At 41.9% G+C, this 17,416-nt stretch carries 14 protein-coding genes and 1 pseudogene; 13 read left to right on the top strand and 2 right to left on the bottom strand.

Features of this window, described 5'->3' with window-relative positions; genetic code table 11:
- Nucleotides 1–91 precede the first annotated feature (91 nt).
- A complete protein-coding gene (locus EC328_RS11610) occupies nucleotides 92–340 on the top strand; it encodes a transposase (RefSeq protein ID WP_240671544.1) in 249 nt (82 codons plus the stop codon).
- A pseudogene (locus EC328_RS11720) lies at nucleotides 339–641 on the top strand (transposase); the annotation flags it as partial. The gene EC328_RS11610 and the pseudogene EC328_RS11720, both read left to right, overlap by 2 nt.
- A gap of 121 nt (nucleotides 642–762) precedes the next feature.
- Here EC328_RS11720 and EC328_RS04555 read toward each other — a convergent pair.
- Nucleotides 763–2,241, bottom strand: coding sequence for a peptidoglycan DD-metalloendopeptidase family protein (locus EC328_RS04555; protein ID WP_128425696.1), 1,479 nt, complete (start codon nucleotides 2,239–2,241; stop codon nucleotides 763–765).
- A 458-nt stretch (nucleotides 2,242–2,699) separates the two neighbouring features.
- On the opposite strand from EC328_RS04555, the gene EC328_RS04560 reads away from it, so the two are divergent.
- The 5 genes from EC328_RS04560 to EC328_RS04580 all read left to right on the top strand — a co-directional run bounded on the left by EC328_RS04560 (nucleotide 2,700) and on the right by EC328_RS04580 (nucleotide 8,827).
- Nucleotides 2,700–4,355 carry a transposase gene (locus EC328_RS04560; protein WP_128425231.1) on the top strand — a complete coding sequence of 552 codons (1,656 nt, stop codon included), beginning with the start codon at nucleotides 2,700–2,702 and terminating at the stop codon, nucleotides 4,353–4,355.
- A gap of 111 nt (nucleotides 4,356–4,466) precedes the next feature.
- Nucleotides 4,467–6,098 (top strand): GGDEF domain-containing protein, encoded by a 1,632-nt coding sequence (locus tag EC328_RS04565; protein ID WP_164906028.1) that lies wholly within the window; start codon nucleotides 4,467–4,469, stop codon nucleotides 6,096–6,098.
- A 24-nt stretch (nucleotides 6,099–6,122) separates the two neighbouring features.
- On the top strand, nucleotides 6,123–7,373 hold the full coding sequence (locus EC328_RS04570) for an MFS transporter (protein ID WP_128425698.1): 1,251 nt from the start codon (nucleotides 6,123–6,125) through the stop codon (nucleotides 7,371–7,373).
- A 161-nt stretch (nucleotides 7,374–7,534) separates the two neighbouring features.
- On the top strand, nucleotides 7,535–8,236 hold the full coding sequence (locus tag EC328_RS04575; RefSeq protein WP_128425699.1) for an FAD-dependent oxidoreductase: 702 nt from the start codon (nucleotides 7,535–7,537) through the stop codon (nucleotides 8,234–8,236).
- A 117-nt stretch (nucleotides 8,237–8,353) separates the two neighbouring features.
- Complete coding sequence (locus tag EC328_RS04580) at nucleotides 8,354–8,827, top strand: ferritin family protein (protein ID WP_128425700.1); 474 nt, start codon at nucleotides 8,354–8,356, stop codon at nucleotides 8,825–8,827.
- 28 nt (nucleotides 8,828–8,855) lie between these two features.
- Here the strand turns inward: EC328_RS04580 and EC328_RS04585 are convergent, their stop codons facing one another.
- Complete coding sequence (locus EC328_RS04585; RefSeq protein WP_128425701.1) at nucleotides 8,856–9,293, bottom strand: hypothetical protein; 438 nt, start codon at nucleotides 9,291–9,293, stop codon at nucleotides 8,856–8,858.
- A gap of 143 nt (nucleotides 9,294–9,436) precedes the next feature.
- On the opposite strand from EC328_RS04585, the gene EC328_RS04590 reads away from it, so the two are divergent.
- From EC328_RS04590 to EC328_RS04615, 6 genes are all read left to right on the top strand, one after another.
- Nucleotides 9,437–11,704 (top strand): putative bifunctional diguanylate cyclase/phosphodiesterase, encoded by a 2,268-nt coding sequence (locus tag EC328_RS04590; RefSeq protein WP_128425702.1) that lies wholly within the window; start codon nucleotides 9,437–9,439, stop codon nucleotides 11,702–11,704.
- Between the two features lie 49 nt (nucleotides 11,705–11,753).
- Nucleotides 11,754–13,091 carry a hemolysin family protein gene (locus EC328_RS04595; RefSeq protein WP_128425703.1) on the top strand — a complete coding sequence of 446 codons (1,338 nt, stop codon included), beginning with the start codon at nucleotides 11,754–11,756 and terminating at the stop codon, nucleotides 13,089–13,091.
- A gap of 147 nt (nucleotides 13,092–13,238) precedes the next feature.
- Nucleotides 13,239–13,970, top strand: coding sequence for a hypothetical protein (locus EC328_RS04600; protein WP_164906029.1), 732 nt, complete (start codon nucleotides 13,239–13,241; stop codon nucleotides 13,968–13,970).
- Nucleotides 13,963–15,552, top strand: a complete 1,590-nt coding sequence (locus EC328_RS04605) for an NAD(P)/FAD-dependent oxidoreductase (protein ID WP_128425705.1) — start codon at nucleotides 13,963–13,965, stop codon at nucleotides 15,550–15,552. Before EC328_RS04600 ends, EC328_RS04605 begins: the two co-directional genes overlap by 8 nt.
- A 2-nt stretch (nucleotides 15,553–15,554) precedes the next feature.
- Nucleotides 15,555–16,421 carry an NYN domain-containing protein gene (locus tag EC328_RS04610; RefSeq protein ID WP_128425706.1) on the top strand — a complete coding sequence of 289 codons (867 nt, stop codon included), beginning with the start codon at nucleotides 15,555–15,557 and terminating at the stop codon, nucleotides 16,419–16,421.
- 12 nt (nucleotides 16,422–16,433) lie between these two features.
- Nucleotides 16,434–17,384: a DUF697 domain-containing protein gene (locus tag EC328_RS04615; protein WP_128425707.1), complete on the top strand. Its 951-nt coding sequence runs from the start codon at nucleotides 16,434–16,436 to the stop codon at nucleotides 17,382–17,384.
- Nucleotides 17,385–17,416 lie beyond the last annotated feature (32 nt).

The following is a 17,416-nucleotide window of genomic DNA, read 5'->3' on the forward strand; positions in this document are numbered from 1 at the left end:
AGACGAAAAGGAAATAGCTGTGAATTATTATCTTGAGAATGGTAAAAGTGTGTCTAAAGCCGACAAAAAACTTGGTTATCCAAGTCGTCCAGTGTTGGATAAATGGATATTAGAGAGAGCACCAGATGAAAAGAGACATTGTTGTACTGGTGGATCTAATATAAAATATGCACTTGAACAGAAAGAAAAAGCTGTCATTTCTTTGTGCTCTGGAAACGAACCTGCCAAACAGGTTGCTGAAGAGCATGGAGTAACTATAGAAAGTATTTATAACTGGAAAAGACAGCTTCTTAAAGAGGAGCTTGCAAAGGCAACTGCCGATAATGCTCAGGAACATTGAAAAACCTAAAGTACATTCTGACCGAGGATGTCACTACCGTTGGCCAGGTTGGTTAGAACGGATTGAAAAAGCACAGCTTATAAGATCTATGTCAAAAAAAGGATGTTCGCCTGACAATGCAGCATGTGAAGGTTTTTTTGGTAGACTTAAGAATGAGATGTTTTAAGGTTACTCCTGGGCTGATGCTACGATAGCTCAATTCGTAAAAGAGCTTAATGAATACATTAAATGGTATTCTGAAGAGAGGATAAAACTATCACCAGGAGGAATGAGTCCTATAGAGTATAGGAGGAGTCTATGATTGGCTTTTTGAGGTCCAAAAAACATCCGCACCCCCCTTTGCAGATATCTTATTTTGAACGTGTCAAAAAGGTATGCTGTCGAAATAAAAAACACCAGGATAATTCCCGGTGCTTTGCCACTTACTTCATAAGTTCCTGATAATTTGCCTTAGTGATACTCTTGCCATAAATAATGAATCCGGGTTCGATATTAGTCCTGTAATAGGACATAGTGAAGTGGAGATGAGGTCCTGTGGAAAATCCTGTGGAACCAACCGTACCAATAAGCTGTCCTTTTTCAACCATCTCCCCCTGGGAAACATGTAGTTTTTCAAGATGGAAATAGACACTGAACAGACCCTCTCCATGATCTATGACAATGCTGTTTCCAGTCAGGATCAAAGGCATAGCAAGAGTAACCTTACCTCTGTTTGCAGCTGATATCTTTGTATTAAGCGGTGCAGCAATATCTATACCTGCATGTCTGTAGGAGGTAGGTGCTCCGTTTACAGTACGAGTCTCACCAAATTCAGTTGTTACCCTGCCCGTGACTGGCAGTATAAAGGGCTCCGAATAATACTTTACCGGAGAAGAAACATCTCTTGAAGGATTGAAATACTTTCTGTATTCAGCATTCGCTTCTTCTGTTCTTGTGCTTGACTCGATATTTGGATCGACTTTAAGATATTGGACCCTAAAATCCCTTGAGGATATTTCCACATACTTCGTAGATATATTTCCTGTTTTTTCATCAATGAACCTCAAACTATATACTCCAGGCTTTGTATTATAATTTGTCGGAATGTATCCTCTAAGGACATCACCATCCTCATACCACACATAGTCTGGATACAGGCTCTGAACAAGTGAAGCTCTATTAGCATTATCGGCGTGGTAAGCCGTCAATCTCAAAAGTTCACCTTGTTGCAGCTTGGTTTTTGACAGAACGACATTCACTGGCAACTCGCTATCTTTAATGATTCCCTGCTTCAATAGCAACCTATAGGATACTATTGAAGCCTGTGCCCTGGTTGCATTTTGCTTCGGAGCAAAGCTACCATCGGGATAACCTGAAATGAAATCCAAAGCGACAGATTCTATTGAACTATTATAATAGTACCGGGCAACAGAATCAAAATCAACCAAGCTTGAACGGGCAGCATCAAACTTAGCAGGTTCGACAGTTCCTCCTGATTTTGTATACGCATTAACAACGATGCTGGACATTTCCTCTCTCGAAATATACTTTTCTAAATTTACTTCATTTGCAATTCCATATTCATTTGACCTTATTAAATCATTTTTTATCGCTGCCTCGATATAAGGCTGTCCCCAGTACTCACCTGGAGTCCTGTCTCTGACACTTATTCCTTGTGATTTTACAATAATTGAAATAAATTCAATTCTTTTAACTTGATCATCAGGCTTAAAGCTGCCATCAGGATAACCGGATATGGCCTTATGATCTGAAACTCTCTCAATATATGACTTTGCCCAGTGATTGTCAAGATCACTGAAAGCTACTGCATATGATGTGTTATCAAACGAAGCAGCTATGATGAGAATAGTAACTAATGCTGCTATAAACCTTATAATTCTGTTCCTTGACTTAACGATCATCTATTATCGTCCTCCCTTCATGCTATATCCAGAGGATGTAAACCGGTCATGTACATTATATATTACCAGCCAAATATTTACACTAAGCATAAGGAAGTTGTATGGGAAATAGTCATGAAAAGACTTGATGCAAAACCAGTATCACAACGGAGTCGATTCATTTTACAGTTCAAAAGGCTTTAGAAGCACACTGAGAGTCTGATTATAATTCAAAATGCAAGAAATAATATATTTATCAAGGCTCGCGATTAAAGCGGGTCTTTTTTGTCCGATAAATATTGGTTTAGGTGTCAAAAGTACTTTTCACACCCAAGTACAATCATAAAAATCTTGTCCAACTAACAGCAACGACCATTAATGTAACTGAAAAACGCCTTAGAAGCATTGCAATATTAACATTTTCCGACCTATTTGTGATATAATAAAGGTATCACAGGTAATTCGGAAAGGTGGATATTATGGCTTTTAAACCCAATGCTGTCCAACAAATCAACATGGAAGATGCGCTGCTTAACCTCCCGCCACGTGTTAAGAAATTTGTTGAGAAATCATGGTCCGCCGGTTTTTCAGAGATCATTTTTCCACAGATTAACGAAAAACGGTTCGCGGTCTTGTACAGTGACAATCCGGCTACCCGACCCAACACGCCTGTCAATGCCATCATCGGTGCGTTGATCATTAAAGAACTGTTTAGCCTAACTGACGAAGACCTGCTGGAATCCATCCTGTGCGACGTACGGTTTCAAGTAGCACTACGCACCACCAGTTTCAAGGAACAACCCTTCAGCGACCGCACCTTCAGCCGATTTCGTGAACGATTGTACTATCACGAACTGAACACCGGCGAAGATTTACTAAAAGAAGAAATGGTTGATCTGGCCGAAGCCTTTCGAAAGTACCTAAACATCGAACCCACTTTAAAACGAATGGACAGCCTGATGGTGGCCTCTGGCAGCAAGAAGATGAGCCGCCTTGAAATTTTGTACACCTGTGTTGCCAACTTGGTAAAGCAGCTTCATAAAAACGGTGAAACAACATTGGTGCAACCCCTGCAGACCTACCTGAAAGAAGAACACCGAAACCAGATCATCTACCACCAGCGCCATGAAGACCTGGACCAACGCCTGAATGCTGTTATCCAGGATGCGAAACACCTGATGGACCTGGTGCCGGTAATAAGCCAACAAACAGAAGCTTATCACCACCTGGTCCGAGTGATGGAAGAACAAACCCACACCGATGACACAGGAACGACCATAGCTAAGCCGAAAAAAGATATCTCGACCCAGAGTATGCAAAACCCCTCCGACCCAGACGCCACCTTCCGCTGGAAAAGCGGCCAGAACCATAAAGGCTATGTGGCACATGTCGTTGAAACCACAGGTAAAGAAGGCAGTATGATCACCGCCTACGAATATCAGCCCAACACCCACAGCGACAATGAGTTTTGTCGAAAAACCATCGAAGAGATGGGCCCTCAGAAAGAGAAGACCACCCTGGTAGCTGACGGAGCCTATGCCAGTACCGAGAACACCTTAATGGCAGAAGCCAACAACATAGATCTGGTGACCACCTCCCTCTTGGGAAAAGCCCCAAATGAAGTACAAGCCCATTTCAAACTCGATACCGAGAATCATAAGGTGTTAAAATGCCCAGCTGGGAAAAAACCATACAAAACTTGCTATTACCAACAGACAGGAATCTATCGGGCCTCTTTTACACTGAGCGCCTGCCAGGATTGTCCGCTACGAAATCAATGTGGCATGAAACCCCAAAAGAAATCCAACTACGTGATGATTACCGAAAAAACGGTTCAACGGGCCGAATATCTACAAAAGTATTCTCTGCCAAAATACCAGGAACTGGCAAGAATACGAAACGGAGTGGAAGGCATACCCTCCGTCCTTAGGCGCAAGCACCATGTTGATCAAATGCCTGTCCGGGGTTATCTGCGCTCAAAAATGTGGTTTGGGTTTAAAATTACAGCAATCAACGTTAAAAGAGTGTTGAAAAAGGTAAGACAGGACCGTTTTCTTCCGGATATCTTGACAAATATTCAAGACATTTGGGAAACAATGTTTTCAACTCAACATTTTGTAAGATTGTGGGCTTAAAATCGGCTGTTTTGACACTACAACCAATATTAAAATTTTAACATTTACCATTCAGAGTAATGATATAATCTTAATGTGATTTGTTTTAACTTTCAAACGATGGAGGAAATAATGAGCAATCGAGAGAGTATACTGGAGATTTTAAGTAAAGCCAAGGCAGCGTCATCAGTTTCACCTGATAGGGCTATAGAGATGAGCAACGAGGCTTATCAAATGTCGAGAGACGGTGGATTTAAAAGAGAGGAAGGATTTTCTCTACTGGGAGCCGCTTATGGCTACAGGGTCAAATCCGATGTTGGGAATCTGCTTGACATGAGTCTGGCTGCAAGACAAATTTTTGAGGAGCTGGATGACCATGAGGGCTTGATGAGAGCCTTGAATCTTGCTGGTGTCGCTTACTTTTACAGTTCATTGTATGAGGAGGCCATGAGGAATTTTCTGAAGGCACTGGACTATTCAAAGGTGGTTAATGACCCATTTCTCGAGAGCAGTGTTCTGAATAATATTGCCGAGGTTTATCGGGAAACACTTTCATATAATAAGGCTATAGAGTTCTATAAAAGAGCTGAAGGATTAAGCAGGGAAAATGGACTGGATATTAACAGGGCTGTAATCCTGGGAAATATTGGGGAGATATATCTAAAGGAAAGCAAGCCTGAGGAGGCATTGAAGTGCTTTGAATCGGGCAAGATGATTTTGAAAGATATGAATGACCCGATAAGCCTGGCTGAGATAGAGAGCAGGATAGGCCAGGTTTACCAGGCTATGGGAGGCAGGGCTGAAGCCGAGGAGCAGTACAAGAAATCCCTGGCTATGCTGGAAACATTGGAAAACAAATATTATTCAATAGACATACTTACAAACCTGGCATCTCTTTACGCCGAGACAGACCTTGATGAAGCCATGGAGTTGCTTGCAATTGCCATCAGCTATGCTGAAGAGATAGATGCGAAGAAGAAAATTAGCTCCGTTTACAGACAAATTGCCTCTATTAATGAGGATTACGGTAACTACAGTGTTGCACTGGATTATTTTAAACTATACTGCTCATACAGTGAAAAGCAGAGTAATTTGGCACTTGGTAACCGATTAGAGATCCTGAACATTGAGCTTAAGCATACAACGGATTTTGAGCAATTGAATCAACTTAAGGATAGGTTTGAGCATGAGATAAAGCTCCAGAAGCTTGAAATCGAACGAATGAATGAAATGAACCGAAGCCTTGAAAAAAAGATTTCAGAGGACGAGCTGACAGGAATACTCAATAGAAGAGCAATAAATAAGAAGCTGCACGAGATTGCTGAGGCTGCCAGGGACGAGAAATTCTTTTTGACTGTATATATGCTTGATATCGACAATTTCAAGATGTATAACGATCATTGGGGTCATTCAGACGGAGATAAGTGTCTGATATCCATAACCAAAGCCATAAGCTCGATCGCCTGGTCAAGGAATGATATTTTTGGACGTTACGGCGGTGAAGAATTCGTGTATATCGCAAGAACAAAGGATTATGATACAGCACTTGGACTTGGGGAAGAAATCAGAGAAGAAGTGGAGAAACTTGGACTATATTATGGCAATGGTTCCGATAAGACTCCAACTACAATAAGCATCGGTGGAGTCGTTGGATCTGGAGAAGAGCTATCCAGTGTCCCCAGACTACTGCAAATGGCCGACGATCAGCTTTATATCTCCAAGAGAAGCGGTAAAAATAGAGTCAGACTAATAAGTCTTGATTAAAAAACGGAGGCTTTGCAAGATTAAATGACAAAAGATAACACTTCACAAGCCAGGATCGAGCTAATTTTATTTTTTATCCTCATATCCATCGTTGCCTTGGGAAATGGCCTGAGTGACAGCATCTACTCCAATTATTTCAAGGAAGTGTATGGGGTGACAGCCTTTCAAAGAGGCTTGATTGAATTTCCCAGAGAGCTTCCAGGGATACTATGCACGGTTGTGATCGGAGTGCTGGGATTCATGGGAGACATAAGAGTAGCATTTATTGCACAGATTTTATCTCTAATAGGAGTCACAATGCTTGGTCTTTTAACTCCGTCATTTGGAATAATGCTTGTATTTCTGTTTATTAACTCCATGGGAATGCACCTCTTTATGCCATTGCAGGACGCCATAGGCATGTCCCTGGCTGAGCAGGACAGAATAGGAAGAAGAATGGGGCAATATTCAAGTGTCAGGGCAGCATTCAGCCTGATGGCAGCATTGATGGTGTTCTTTGGGTTCAGGACAGGATTTTTCACATTTCAGGAGCCTGTAAAGATCGTGTTCCTTATTTCCGGTGCACTTTTTACAGCGGCAGCTGTTATTACCGCTCTAATGTCCCGAAGAGTTAATATTGAGATCAAATCCCAAAAACGGAGAAAACTGGTATTCCGAAAGCAATATAAGTATTTTTATTTTCTCACTGTCCTTAAGGGAGTACAAAAGCAGATAGCATACGTTTATGGTACCTGGATAATTGTTGACCTTCTTATGAAGAAGGCTGATACAATAGCACTTCTAACAATAGCCTTTACATTCGTTTCAATATTTTTTCTAAACAAGCTTGGGCACTGGATGGACAGGTACGGAATAAAAAGCATGATGTATTTTGATGCGTTGACCTTCATAATCGTTTATCTTGTATATGGCGGCATGGTATGGGGAATTGAATCGGGAGCTTTGCAAAATCAGGGATGGGCGGTCTGGACGATATACTTGCTGTATATAGCCGACAGGTTATCTATGCAGATTGGTATGGTCAATTCAATCTATCTTAGATCTATTGCAGTGGATAAAGAAGAAATAACATCTACTCTGTCCATGGGTGTTAGTCTCGATCATATAATATCCATAATAGCTGCAATGATCGGCGGCTTTATTTGGACAAAATGGGGCAGTCATTGGGTGTTTTTTCTGGCTGCATTGTTTTCAGTAGGCAATCTTTATGTAGCAGCGAAGGTACAGCCAGAGGAGGAAGCGGCAGCGGCGGAGCTGCTAAGGTCAAAGGGATAAATTGATATTTTTTCTCCAATATGCAGATTCTAATAGTTTCAACATGATTCTAAGGGTATAAAGGCAGTAGAGAATAGTGTTGGAGCAAGCCATCAGTACCGTGAGAGAAACTAAAAATACGGCTCACTCCAGGGTTGGTTTCAGGAAAGGAGTGGTGAAAAGTGTCGGAGCTTAATAAGAAATATGAAATTGTTTTCAAAGACAAAAAACAGGAAACCTCAGACATATTTTCCTTCGTATTCACCAAGCCGGATGGTTTCAACTGGGCACCAGGTCAGCATGGTATTTTCCGGTTTCACGACTATGACTTCGAATCAGACAAGGGGTATCGAGTGTTCAGCTTCACATCAGTACCTGAGGATAATATCCTTATGTTCACATCATGTACATATGACAGACCTGGCTCAGAGTTCAAGGAGCATCTCTTAAGGCTGAGAGAAGGTGACATTATGACCGTGGAGGATCCCCAGGGCAGGTTTGTTGTTGATGATTATAACAGGCCTGTTTGCATCCTTGCAAGAGGTATTGGGATCACACCTGTTAGAGCAATACTTCGGAAGCTGGACATATCGGGATCAAATCCGACTAAGATGAAAATATATTACCTGGATGAGGGAGGAGAATACGCCTTCGAGGAAAGCCTACGGCATATCGATAATAAGATACCAGGTCTTGAGATCGAATTCCTGAAAAGCCTTGATACCTTACAGGACAGAGCTGAAGCCTTTGCAAGGATCATTGGAAATGAAGGCCTCTACTATACTTCTGGGACAGCGGGAATAAACGGTATGCTGATCGAGGTGCTGCTGGCGCTTGAAATTGACAAAACAAACATCAAAGCTGATAATTTTATTGGTTATTAGAAGTCACTTGATTTGTTTGAACATAGTTGGGTAATTTGTTTTTGAGATAAACTTGTAATAATACCAAATTAAAGGTATTATTAAGGTGAAACCATACTACACTAAAGGAGTGATTTTATGAATTTCGATGGTAAGCAAATTTTGTCAACATTCGTCAAAATGGAGGAGGAGGTTACAAAATACTACGCTGAGTTAGCTGAGAATGCGCCGGATGAGAAATCTAAAGCACTGTTTGCGCGTATGTCCCAGGAGGAAGACAAGCACAACAGAATGTACACAGCTCTTCTTGAGAAGCATGGCGGGGAAATGACCAGGGAATTCTCTGAGGAAGAAGTAGAGTACGTAAAATCACTGATCGAGGAGAATATCACCTCGAAGCATGAATTTGATAAGAACATGAAGTACGCAGACTCATTGCTCCTGGCTGAAAGGATGGAAAAGGACGGCATACTTTTTGTCCATCAAATGATGGGGATGTATCCTGACATTGCCCAGAAGGAAATGAATGTAATACTTAACGAAGAAAAGAAACACCTGATGATGGTTAGAGAAAGAATGCAGTTTGGTCCATTGAGATCACTTGGATTATAATTAAGGAGAATATTTACGAATAAGGGAGCTATCTTTTAGCTCTCTTTTTATTTAAGTCCCAGTTGACTGAATAGATCAAAAATCCGCCAATCGCAATACTGATCATTTGCATAGGGGAGATTAATGCCTCATCGCTTAGCGAGCTTATAAATGGCGCAAAGCTAAAATACTTAACCTCTTTCGACACTTCAACCGACAAGTCGGCACCTCTGCGCTTAGTGTATCCGGTATGCTGCGTGCCTTCATTATCAATAAAGGAATACTCCACCGACCATTCATACCTCTTCTCAGCAGGATATCCGGTATTTGATCCTCCGAATCGCCTAGTTTCTATCTGAGCAGAAGCAGTTGCTCCGAATAAAAAAAGTAAGATGTTGGATAAGGTGCTTATAATAAGAAAAATCCCGATAAATGTTATCAAAGCCCTCCAGAAAAAAGCGGGCTTGCCATTGTCTTTACCCTTCATAGTATCCTCCTGAAATCATTTGTCTATATGATACCACTGGAGTATCACTGGCTTCAATTATATTCTAATTATTCCTAAACTTGTTGACTCTGTGGTTACGACTTTGATAAACTGTACTTGTAATTAGTTGGCAAGGTGGTTCTATGGATACCGACTATAAAATCAAATCTAAACTGAGGAAAAAATACACATACATACCCGTACTCTCAGTAGGGGTAATTTTTGTGTTCTCAATATTAATAATGACCTCAACCATAAGAAGCCACTATTACGAGATACTTAGAAATGAATCCTCAAGATTATCAAAGAGCTACGCGCATAATTTGGAGATAGCAGCTGAAGCGCAGGAAATGGCAAATGAGATAATGGATCAGAGGCTTATGGGAACAGGTGAAATGGTCTACAGCTTCAATGGTGAATTTTCGGAAACCAAACTGAAGGAGGTTTCAGAATCTCTTCAAGTGGATGATATCTACGTATATGATGAAAATGGTGTAATTATCTCCTCAAATAATGGGAAGTACATAGGTTGGGTCGCCGAGCCGGGTCACCCGGTACACGATTTCATGATTAGCGGGAATAGTAGTCATATCGACCAGATCAGGCCGGATAGCGAAAGCGGGGAGCTGTTTAAATACGGATATTACAGGCTCGGGAACGGATATTTTGTCCAGACCGGAATAAAAGCATTGAGAGTTCAGGAATTTTTAGGGTCCTTCAATACACAGAAGCTTCTGGATCAAATGCACTCAGACGGACACGTGTTAAAGGCATATTTTGTAAACACCAGTAATGTAATTGTTGGCTCTACTGATATTTCTGACTATGGAAAAACATTTGGCGGGAATTCATCTGATGAAGCAAGTGATACACCAGAGGATTCATCCTGGATAGCAGATTACAAGGGAGAAGAATCATTCTATGTAACGACCCCTGTAGTAGTCGAGGAACAGAGGATAGGAACTCTTGGCTTCGTCCATTCACTTAAATCGACCAATGAGACTATAAATAGCATAATATTCCTGGGCGGGGGTCTTCTTCTCTCAATCGCAGGATTGATAGTAATATTTAACAGATCAGCATATAAGAATGATGAAAAGCTGACCAAAATGGCTTATATTGACTCTCTTACCGGGATACCAAATCATGCTTACCTTATGGATGAGTTGAAGGAGTGGTGTTCCAAGGGAAGCTATGACAGAAATGCTCTGCTCCTAATTAACATAAGTAATTTCAAAGCTTTGAACATGGCTTTCGGATATGATTTCGGAGACTCAGTATTAAAACGGGTAGCAGAGCAGCTGTATGATGCTTTTGACAAAAAATATGACATTTTCAGATTTGCTTCCGACAGATTTGTTCTTCTGGTTAAAAGCTACAAAGACAGGAATGATTTGAACCTACTGGCTGAACAGATAGTAAACTCCGTCGACAAGGAAATTATTGCGCATGGCTATACAAAGGCACTGAACCTTAATATTGGTATAGTAGAGGTAGGGGGACGTTACAGAGATCCAAATGACATAATAAGGGACGCTACTATAGCTTTGGACTACGTAGGCGTAGTTGAATCCGAACTGTACTCATATTATGAATACTCGATGATGGAGGGATTGAAACGAGATGAAGAGATCGAGGCTGAGCTCATAAAGGCTATCCTGAATCCTTCTGAAGGTGGATTACACTTGGTTTATCAGCCAATATTCGACGCAAGAACAAACAAAATATCCGGGTTTGAGGCTTTGGCAAGATTAAACAGCCCTGTTCTCGGACCGATTTCTCCGATTGAATTTATAGCGATAGCCGAAAGAAGAAGGCTGATGGTGCAGCTCGGCAACTGGATAGTCGATACTGCACTATTATTTCTGAAGGATATTGAAAATCAGGGTGTAAGCGGCGTAAAGATAAGTATCAATATTTCGGCAGCTCAATTGCAGGATAAGAGCTTTATCCCCAGATTGAGGAGGGTAATGGCTGAGACAAGGATAAAACCTTCCAATGTTGAATTGGAGGTTACAGAGTCCATAATCCTGGACAATTACGAAGAGATAAACTTAAGCCTTGGTCAATTGAGAAAAGAAGGAGTGACCATAGCAGTAGACGACTTTGGTACTGGGTACTCGTCATTCTCAAGGCTTAACCAGCTGAACATAGACACAATTAAGATAGATAAAACGTTTATCGAAAGAATAACCAATACCCCACATGAGATGCTGCTTACCGGAGATATAATTTCCCTGTGCCACAGACTGGATCTCACAGTTGTTGCCGAAGGAGTTGAAAATGATGTCCAGGCAGCATACCTGTTGGATCACAATTGCGATAAATTTCAGGGCTATCTCTTCAGCAAGCCCCTTCAGTTCAGAGAGGCAATATACATATTAAGAGATCAGATCATAAGGGATGCGTAATAAAGCCTGTCATGGGTATTCATTGGGTAGAAGCTAAGGAGATGTTACTATGGGAATTGAACAGGATCTTAATATAACAGGCAAGCTGGTGCTGATATTCGTTCTTACTCTGGTCAATGCTTTTTTTGCTGCATCGGAGATGGCAATGGTTTCAGTCGATCGGATCAGATTGATCAACAAGGCTGAGGAAGGCGATAAAAAGGCCAGACTTCTTCTTGATATCCTTAAGGAGCCATCAAGGTTTTTGTCTACCATCCAAGTAGGTATAACCTTTGCGGGATTTTTCTCCTCAGCTTCAGCTGCAGTAAGCATATCAACTGCCCTCGGAGGCCGGCTGGAGGCTCTCGGGGTACCATTCGGAAAGGATATTGCCTTTGTTGGGATAACTCTCATGCTTTCATATATCATGCTGGTAATTGGGGAACTGGTACCTAAAAGGATAGCATTAAACCATGCTGAACGTTTTGCCATGCTTGCAGTCAGGCCAATCAGTATGGTTGCAAAGGTGATGCACCCATTTGTGACTTTTCTCTCTTTATCAACAAATGCTATACTTAGACTTTTAGGCGTTAGCCAGGAGGGCGTTGAGGCAAAGGTAACACTGGAGGAAATCAGCTCTATGGTCGAAGTGGGACACGAGCAGGGCTTTATTAACCCGGTTGAAAGAGAGATGATCAAGAGTGTAATAAGCTTCGACGACAAGCTTGCAGAAGAGATAATGACAGCCAGGACAGAGGTTTATATGATCGATGCTGACGACCGGATAGAGGATTACATAGATGATCTTCTGTCCTTAAAATACTCGAGGATACCTGTCTATGAGGAAGATATCGATAATATAGTCGGCATACTCTACTTAAAGGATTATCTTCTTGAAGCTTATAAATCAGGATTTCTTAACGTTGACATAAAAGCTATCCTGAGGCCGGCATATTTTGTTCCGGAGAGAAAAAACATCAACGATCTGTTCCTCGAGCTTAAGAATACTCGAAAGCACATGGCAGTTTTGATAGATGAATACGGTGGATTTTCAGGCATTGTAACTATGGAGGACCTAATAGAAGAGATCATGGGAGATATCGATGATGAATATGACCATGATGATCCGGACGTTAAGCTTCTTGATAAGGACACATATATTGCACGGGGATCAGTTTCTATCAAGGAGCTTAACAGCAGGCTGGAAATAGAACTGGATGAGGAAACTGAGGACTACGACACACTGGGAGGGTTTATTATACATCACCTGGGTTATATCCCTGATGACGGGGATAAACCGGAGCTTACTATATCAGACTTGTCCTTCAGAGTCGAGAGTGTAGAGGACAAAAGAGTAGTAGCAGTCAGAATATCAAAGTCAGAATCTCATGAAAAGAAAGAGGAATAGAATAATCGATAAGACCCTGGACTCACTATACGTAAAACTGACCAGGGTTTTCTATTTTACATGGATCACAATAGCGAGTCTTCGCTGGACTAATAAGCATAATTACTGTAAAATTTAGGTATTCACAGGATATTTTGTCAGAAAAGGATGATACGATTGAGAGATGCTGTAATTATTGATTTGGACAGCGAACATGAGCTGGTCATAACGACCGATGGGTGTACAGGTATTGGTAACCTCGAGGGAGATTTATTTCCGCTGGAAATCGAAGAAGTAGCCTGGACAGCTTGTAAGGTAGCTCTTATGGAGCTAATATCCCTTGGTGCAAGACCGGTTGGATATGCTTTTAACCACATAGCGGACTTGGCGGATCATAATAAGACAGAAGCAGGGATCGAAAAATGCCTCAATGATTTCGGCTTTATTGACATTCCCCATATATCAAGCAGCGAGAAGAATTTCAAGGTCCACCAGACGACCATTACCATAGCTCTGACCGGGGTTAGAGAAAAGAGGGAAAAAACAAAGTGCAGCAATCCAGTGTATGTACTTATTGGTGAGCCGCTTGTCGGTATGGAGGTTCTTGAAAACCCTGAGAAAATGATTTTACCAGAAGAGTTCATCAGATTGAAGAAAGCCGAGGGAATATATGAAATAATTCCAGTCGGATCCCATGGCGTTGAATGGGAATTGAGCCAATTTGGAGTAAAGCCATTAGAGACAGTAATTGATCTTAAAAAATCCGCAGGACCAGCTACTTGTGTAATTGCAGAAGTTTGCCCGGCTTCTATCGATGGTCTGAGAGAAATATTTGGCAGGAAACTTACAATACTGAGCTCTGAATGCGGTCCTTTCAGGGAAGGTGAAGCCTATGCTTAGAGTGCCGGAAATCAAGCTTTCACTTGCTCAGAATGAAAGACAGCTCCCTGAAATTTTATCAAGGACCCTGGGAATAAGAACGGATGAGATAAGAGAATGGTCGATATATAAAAAATCGATCGATGCCAGGAAAAAAGATATGATCAGCTTTGTCTATTCAGTCGACTTCCAGGTAGATAACGAAGATAAAATGCTTAAGAGACTTTCAAAAAAAGGAGTAATAAAGGCAGAGAGCATTAGCTTTAAATATACTCCAATCGCTGAGAAGGATTCTATACGCCCTGTGATTGTAGGTACAGGGCCATCAGGAATTTTTGCAGGAATGGTACTTGCGGAGCTTGGATATAATCCCATTCTTCTTGAAAGAGGTAAGAGGGTGGATGACAGAGTCAGGGATGTTGAGAAATTCTGGGAAACGGGAATACTTAACACTGAATCAAATGTTCAGTTTGGTGAAGGGGGAGCAGGAACCTTCTCAGATGGTAAGCTCACAACATTGATCAAGGACCCACGCTGCAGAAAGGTCCTGGAGTACTTTGTTGAAGCCGGTGCTCCTGAGGATATCCTTTATGTGAATAAACCTCACATAGGTACGGATATATTGAGGAGAGTAGTCTCGAATCTTCGGGAAAGAATAATATCCCTTGGTGGCGAGGTGAGATTTCAGGCAAAGGTAACAGACCTTATTATCAGAGATGGTGCTGTTGCAGGTGTAGTAATCAACGGGGCTGATGAATTGGAGACCGATAAGGTTGTTCTGGCATTGGGCCACAGTGCCAGAGATACCTTCGAGATGCTCTACCACTCTGGGATCGGCATTCAACAGAAGGCATTTTCCATCGGTGTAAGGATAGAGCATCCACAGGAAATGATAAGCAGAAGTCAATATGGAGAGCTGTACACTCACCCTCGGCTGGGAGCTGCCGACTACAAGCTGTCCGGTCACTTTGACAATGGGAGGTCAGCCTATACCTTTTGCATGTGTCCAGGTGGAACCGTAGTAGCTGCAGCTTCTGAGGAAGGGATGACAGTCACAAATGGAATGAGTGAAAGAGCCAGAGACAGGGTAAACGCCAATGCAGCCTTATTAGTCAATGTTACCCCCGAGGATTTTGGGAGTGATCACCCGCTTGCTGGAGTCGAGTTCCAAAGGTGCTGGGAAAGAAGTGCATACGAGGCCTCAGGAGGGTCATATAAAGCACCAGCACAATTAGTCGGAGATTTTCTTGTGGATAGGACCTCAAAAGCTTTTGAAGGAATTGAGCCCAGCTACAAGCCGGGCGTAGTAATGACTGATCTGAGAAAGTGTCTTCCTCCTTATGTTACAGAAACAATGAAAATGGCAATAATTGAATTTGATAAAAGGCTTAAGGGGTTTGCCAGACCCGATGCAGTTATGACAGGGGTCGAAACAAGGAGCTCGTCACCAGTGAGAATAACAAGAGACGAGGAGCTGCAGACAAATATCAAAGGTCTATATCCGGCAGGTGAAGGTGCAGGCTACGCAGGAGGTATAATATCAGCAGCTGTTGATGGTATTAGAGTTGCAGAGAAGATCGGAAACTGGAAAGGAGGGAAGTAGAGTTGGAGGATAAGAGATTTGCGGTTCTTATAGATGCTGACAATGTATCAGCGAAATATATAAAGTACATCCTTGATGAAACTGCCAATTATGGGACTGCTACTTATAAAAGGATATACGGGGACTGGACTAAACCAGGAGCAGCTGCATGGAAGGATGTATTGCTTGAAAACTCAGTAACCCCGGTTCAGCAATATAATTATACTGTCGGGAAAAATGCAACAGATTCAGCCATGATCATCGATGCCATGGATATTCTATACTCAGGAAATGTAGATGGCTACTGTATAGTATCAAGTGACAGCGACTTTACAAAGCTTTCAGCAAGGCTAAGAGAATCAGGGATGATGGTTATAGGCATGGGAGAGAGAAAAACACCTAAGCCTTTCATTTCAGCCTGTAACCTCTTTAAGTATCTGGATGTTCTGGCGGAGTCAGAGAAAAAGGCAATCGGGCTTGAAGAAGACAGAGACCAGGACAGAGATGGCAGAAACAACTCAACAGGAAACGGAAAGAGTAAGGCGGCTATTACTGAAGATCAGGAAAAGAGCATGACCGATCTGAGTGTTATTAAGCTTGCAATAAAGAAGATGCTGGCCGAGGCATCTGGTGAAGACCAAAGGATGAATATGGGTGAGATAGGAAACAGGCTGGCCAAAAGGTACCCCGATTTTGACGTCAGAAACTATGGTGACACCAAGCTCTCCAAATTCCTTAAGAAATTTGATTTTCTAAGAATAGAGTCGGGAGGAGAGGGAGGCACTTCACTTTGGGTTTCTTTAAGATCAGAGGAGGAGCCACCAGAAGAGGAGAATATCCCTTTAGAAAAGAAGAAACGTCCATATTACAGAAAGAGAAATAAAACATAGAGGAGACCTATTATGGAAAAGCCTGTTGACACATTTCAACCGATTATTAAGACCTTGATAAGAGTCGGGATAGGACTTTTGGTACTGCTAATGATCATTGCCTTCAACAATGTGATACAGATTTCATCCTTCATGTCAGGGATCCATCCACTGTTGGGTCAGATTACACTTGTAGTTTTGCTTCTTGTGTTTCTTGCCCTATTGTTATTACCACTTATTAGCTTCTTAAGCTTCAGGAAGGCTCTCCCGATACCTGAGGACGAGAACTCTCCTGAATTCGCTAATTACCTTAATGAGACCAAACGAAGGCTTCAGAAAAACAGATATCTCAGGGAGAAAGATTATCAGTTTTCAGATGGTTCAGATTTAAAGAATCAAATCATCCAGGCTTATGAGATATTGGGTAAACGATCCAGAGAGCTTATAAAAGGAAAAGCTACAGGGGTTTTTCTTTCCACATCAATTTCGCAAAATGGTGTGCTGGACAGTTTTTTTGTACTGGGAACACTAACAAAAATGCTGTGGGAGGTGTCCAGGATATATGAGGAGCGGCCATCGATAGCGAGATTAGTATCACTTTATGGCAACGTTGCAGCAACAGTACTTATGGCCAGAGGGATTGAAGATCTGGATCTATTGGACGAGCAGGTTGAGCCTCTTATTGCATCCATACTGGGAGGAGGGATGGCTACCCTGGTCCCTGGAGCGGTAATGGCGACGAATCTTGTTGTTAACTCAATAACTGAAGGCTCAGTAAATGCTCTTCTAACCCTTCGAGTAGGCTGCATTGCCCAAGGATATCTTAGCTCAGTAACAATCCCGGAAAGAAAGGCATTAAGAAGAAGTGCGACCATAGAAGCCTGCGGTATGCTCGGTGAGGTCATGAAGGAAAATTCTGTGCTTATACTTAAGGCTTTTGCAAAAGGCGCCAGGAACGCTGCTAAGAATACCTTCAAATTATAGTGGATCTAAACATGAAGACGAATTATTCCACT

The sequence above is a fragment of the Gudongella oleilytica genome (assembly GCF_004101785.1).
GTDB lineage: Bacteria > Bacillota > Clostridia > Tissierellales > Tissierellaceae > Gudongella > Gudongella oleilytica.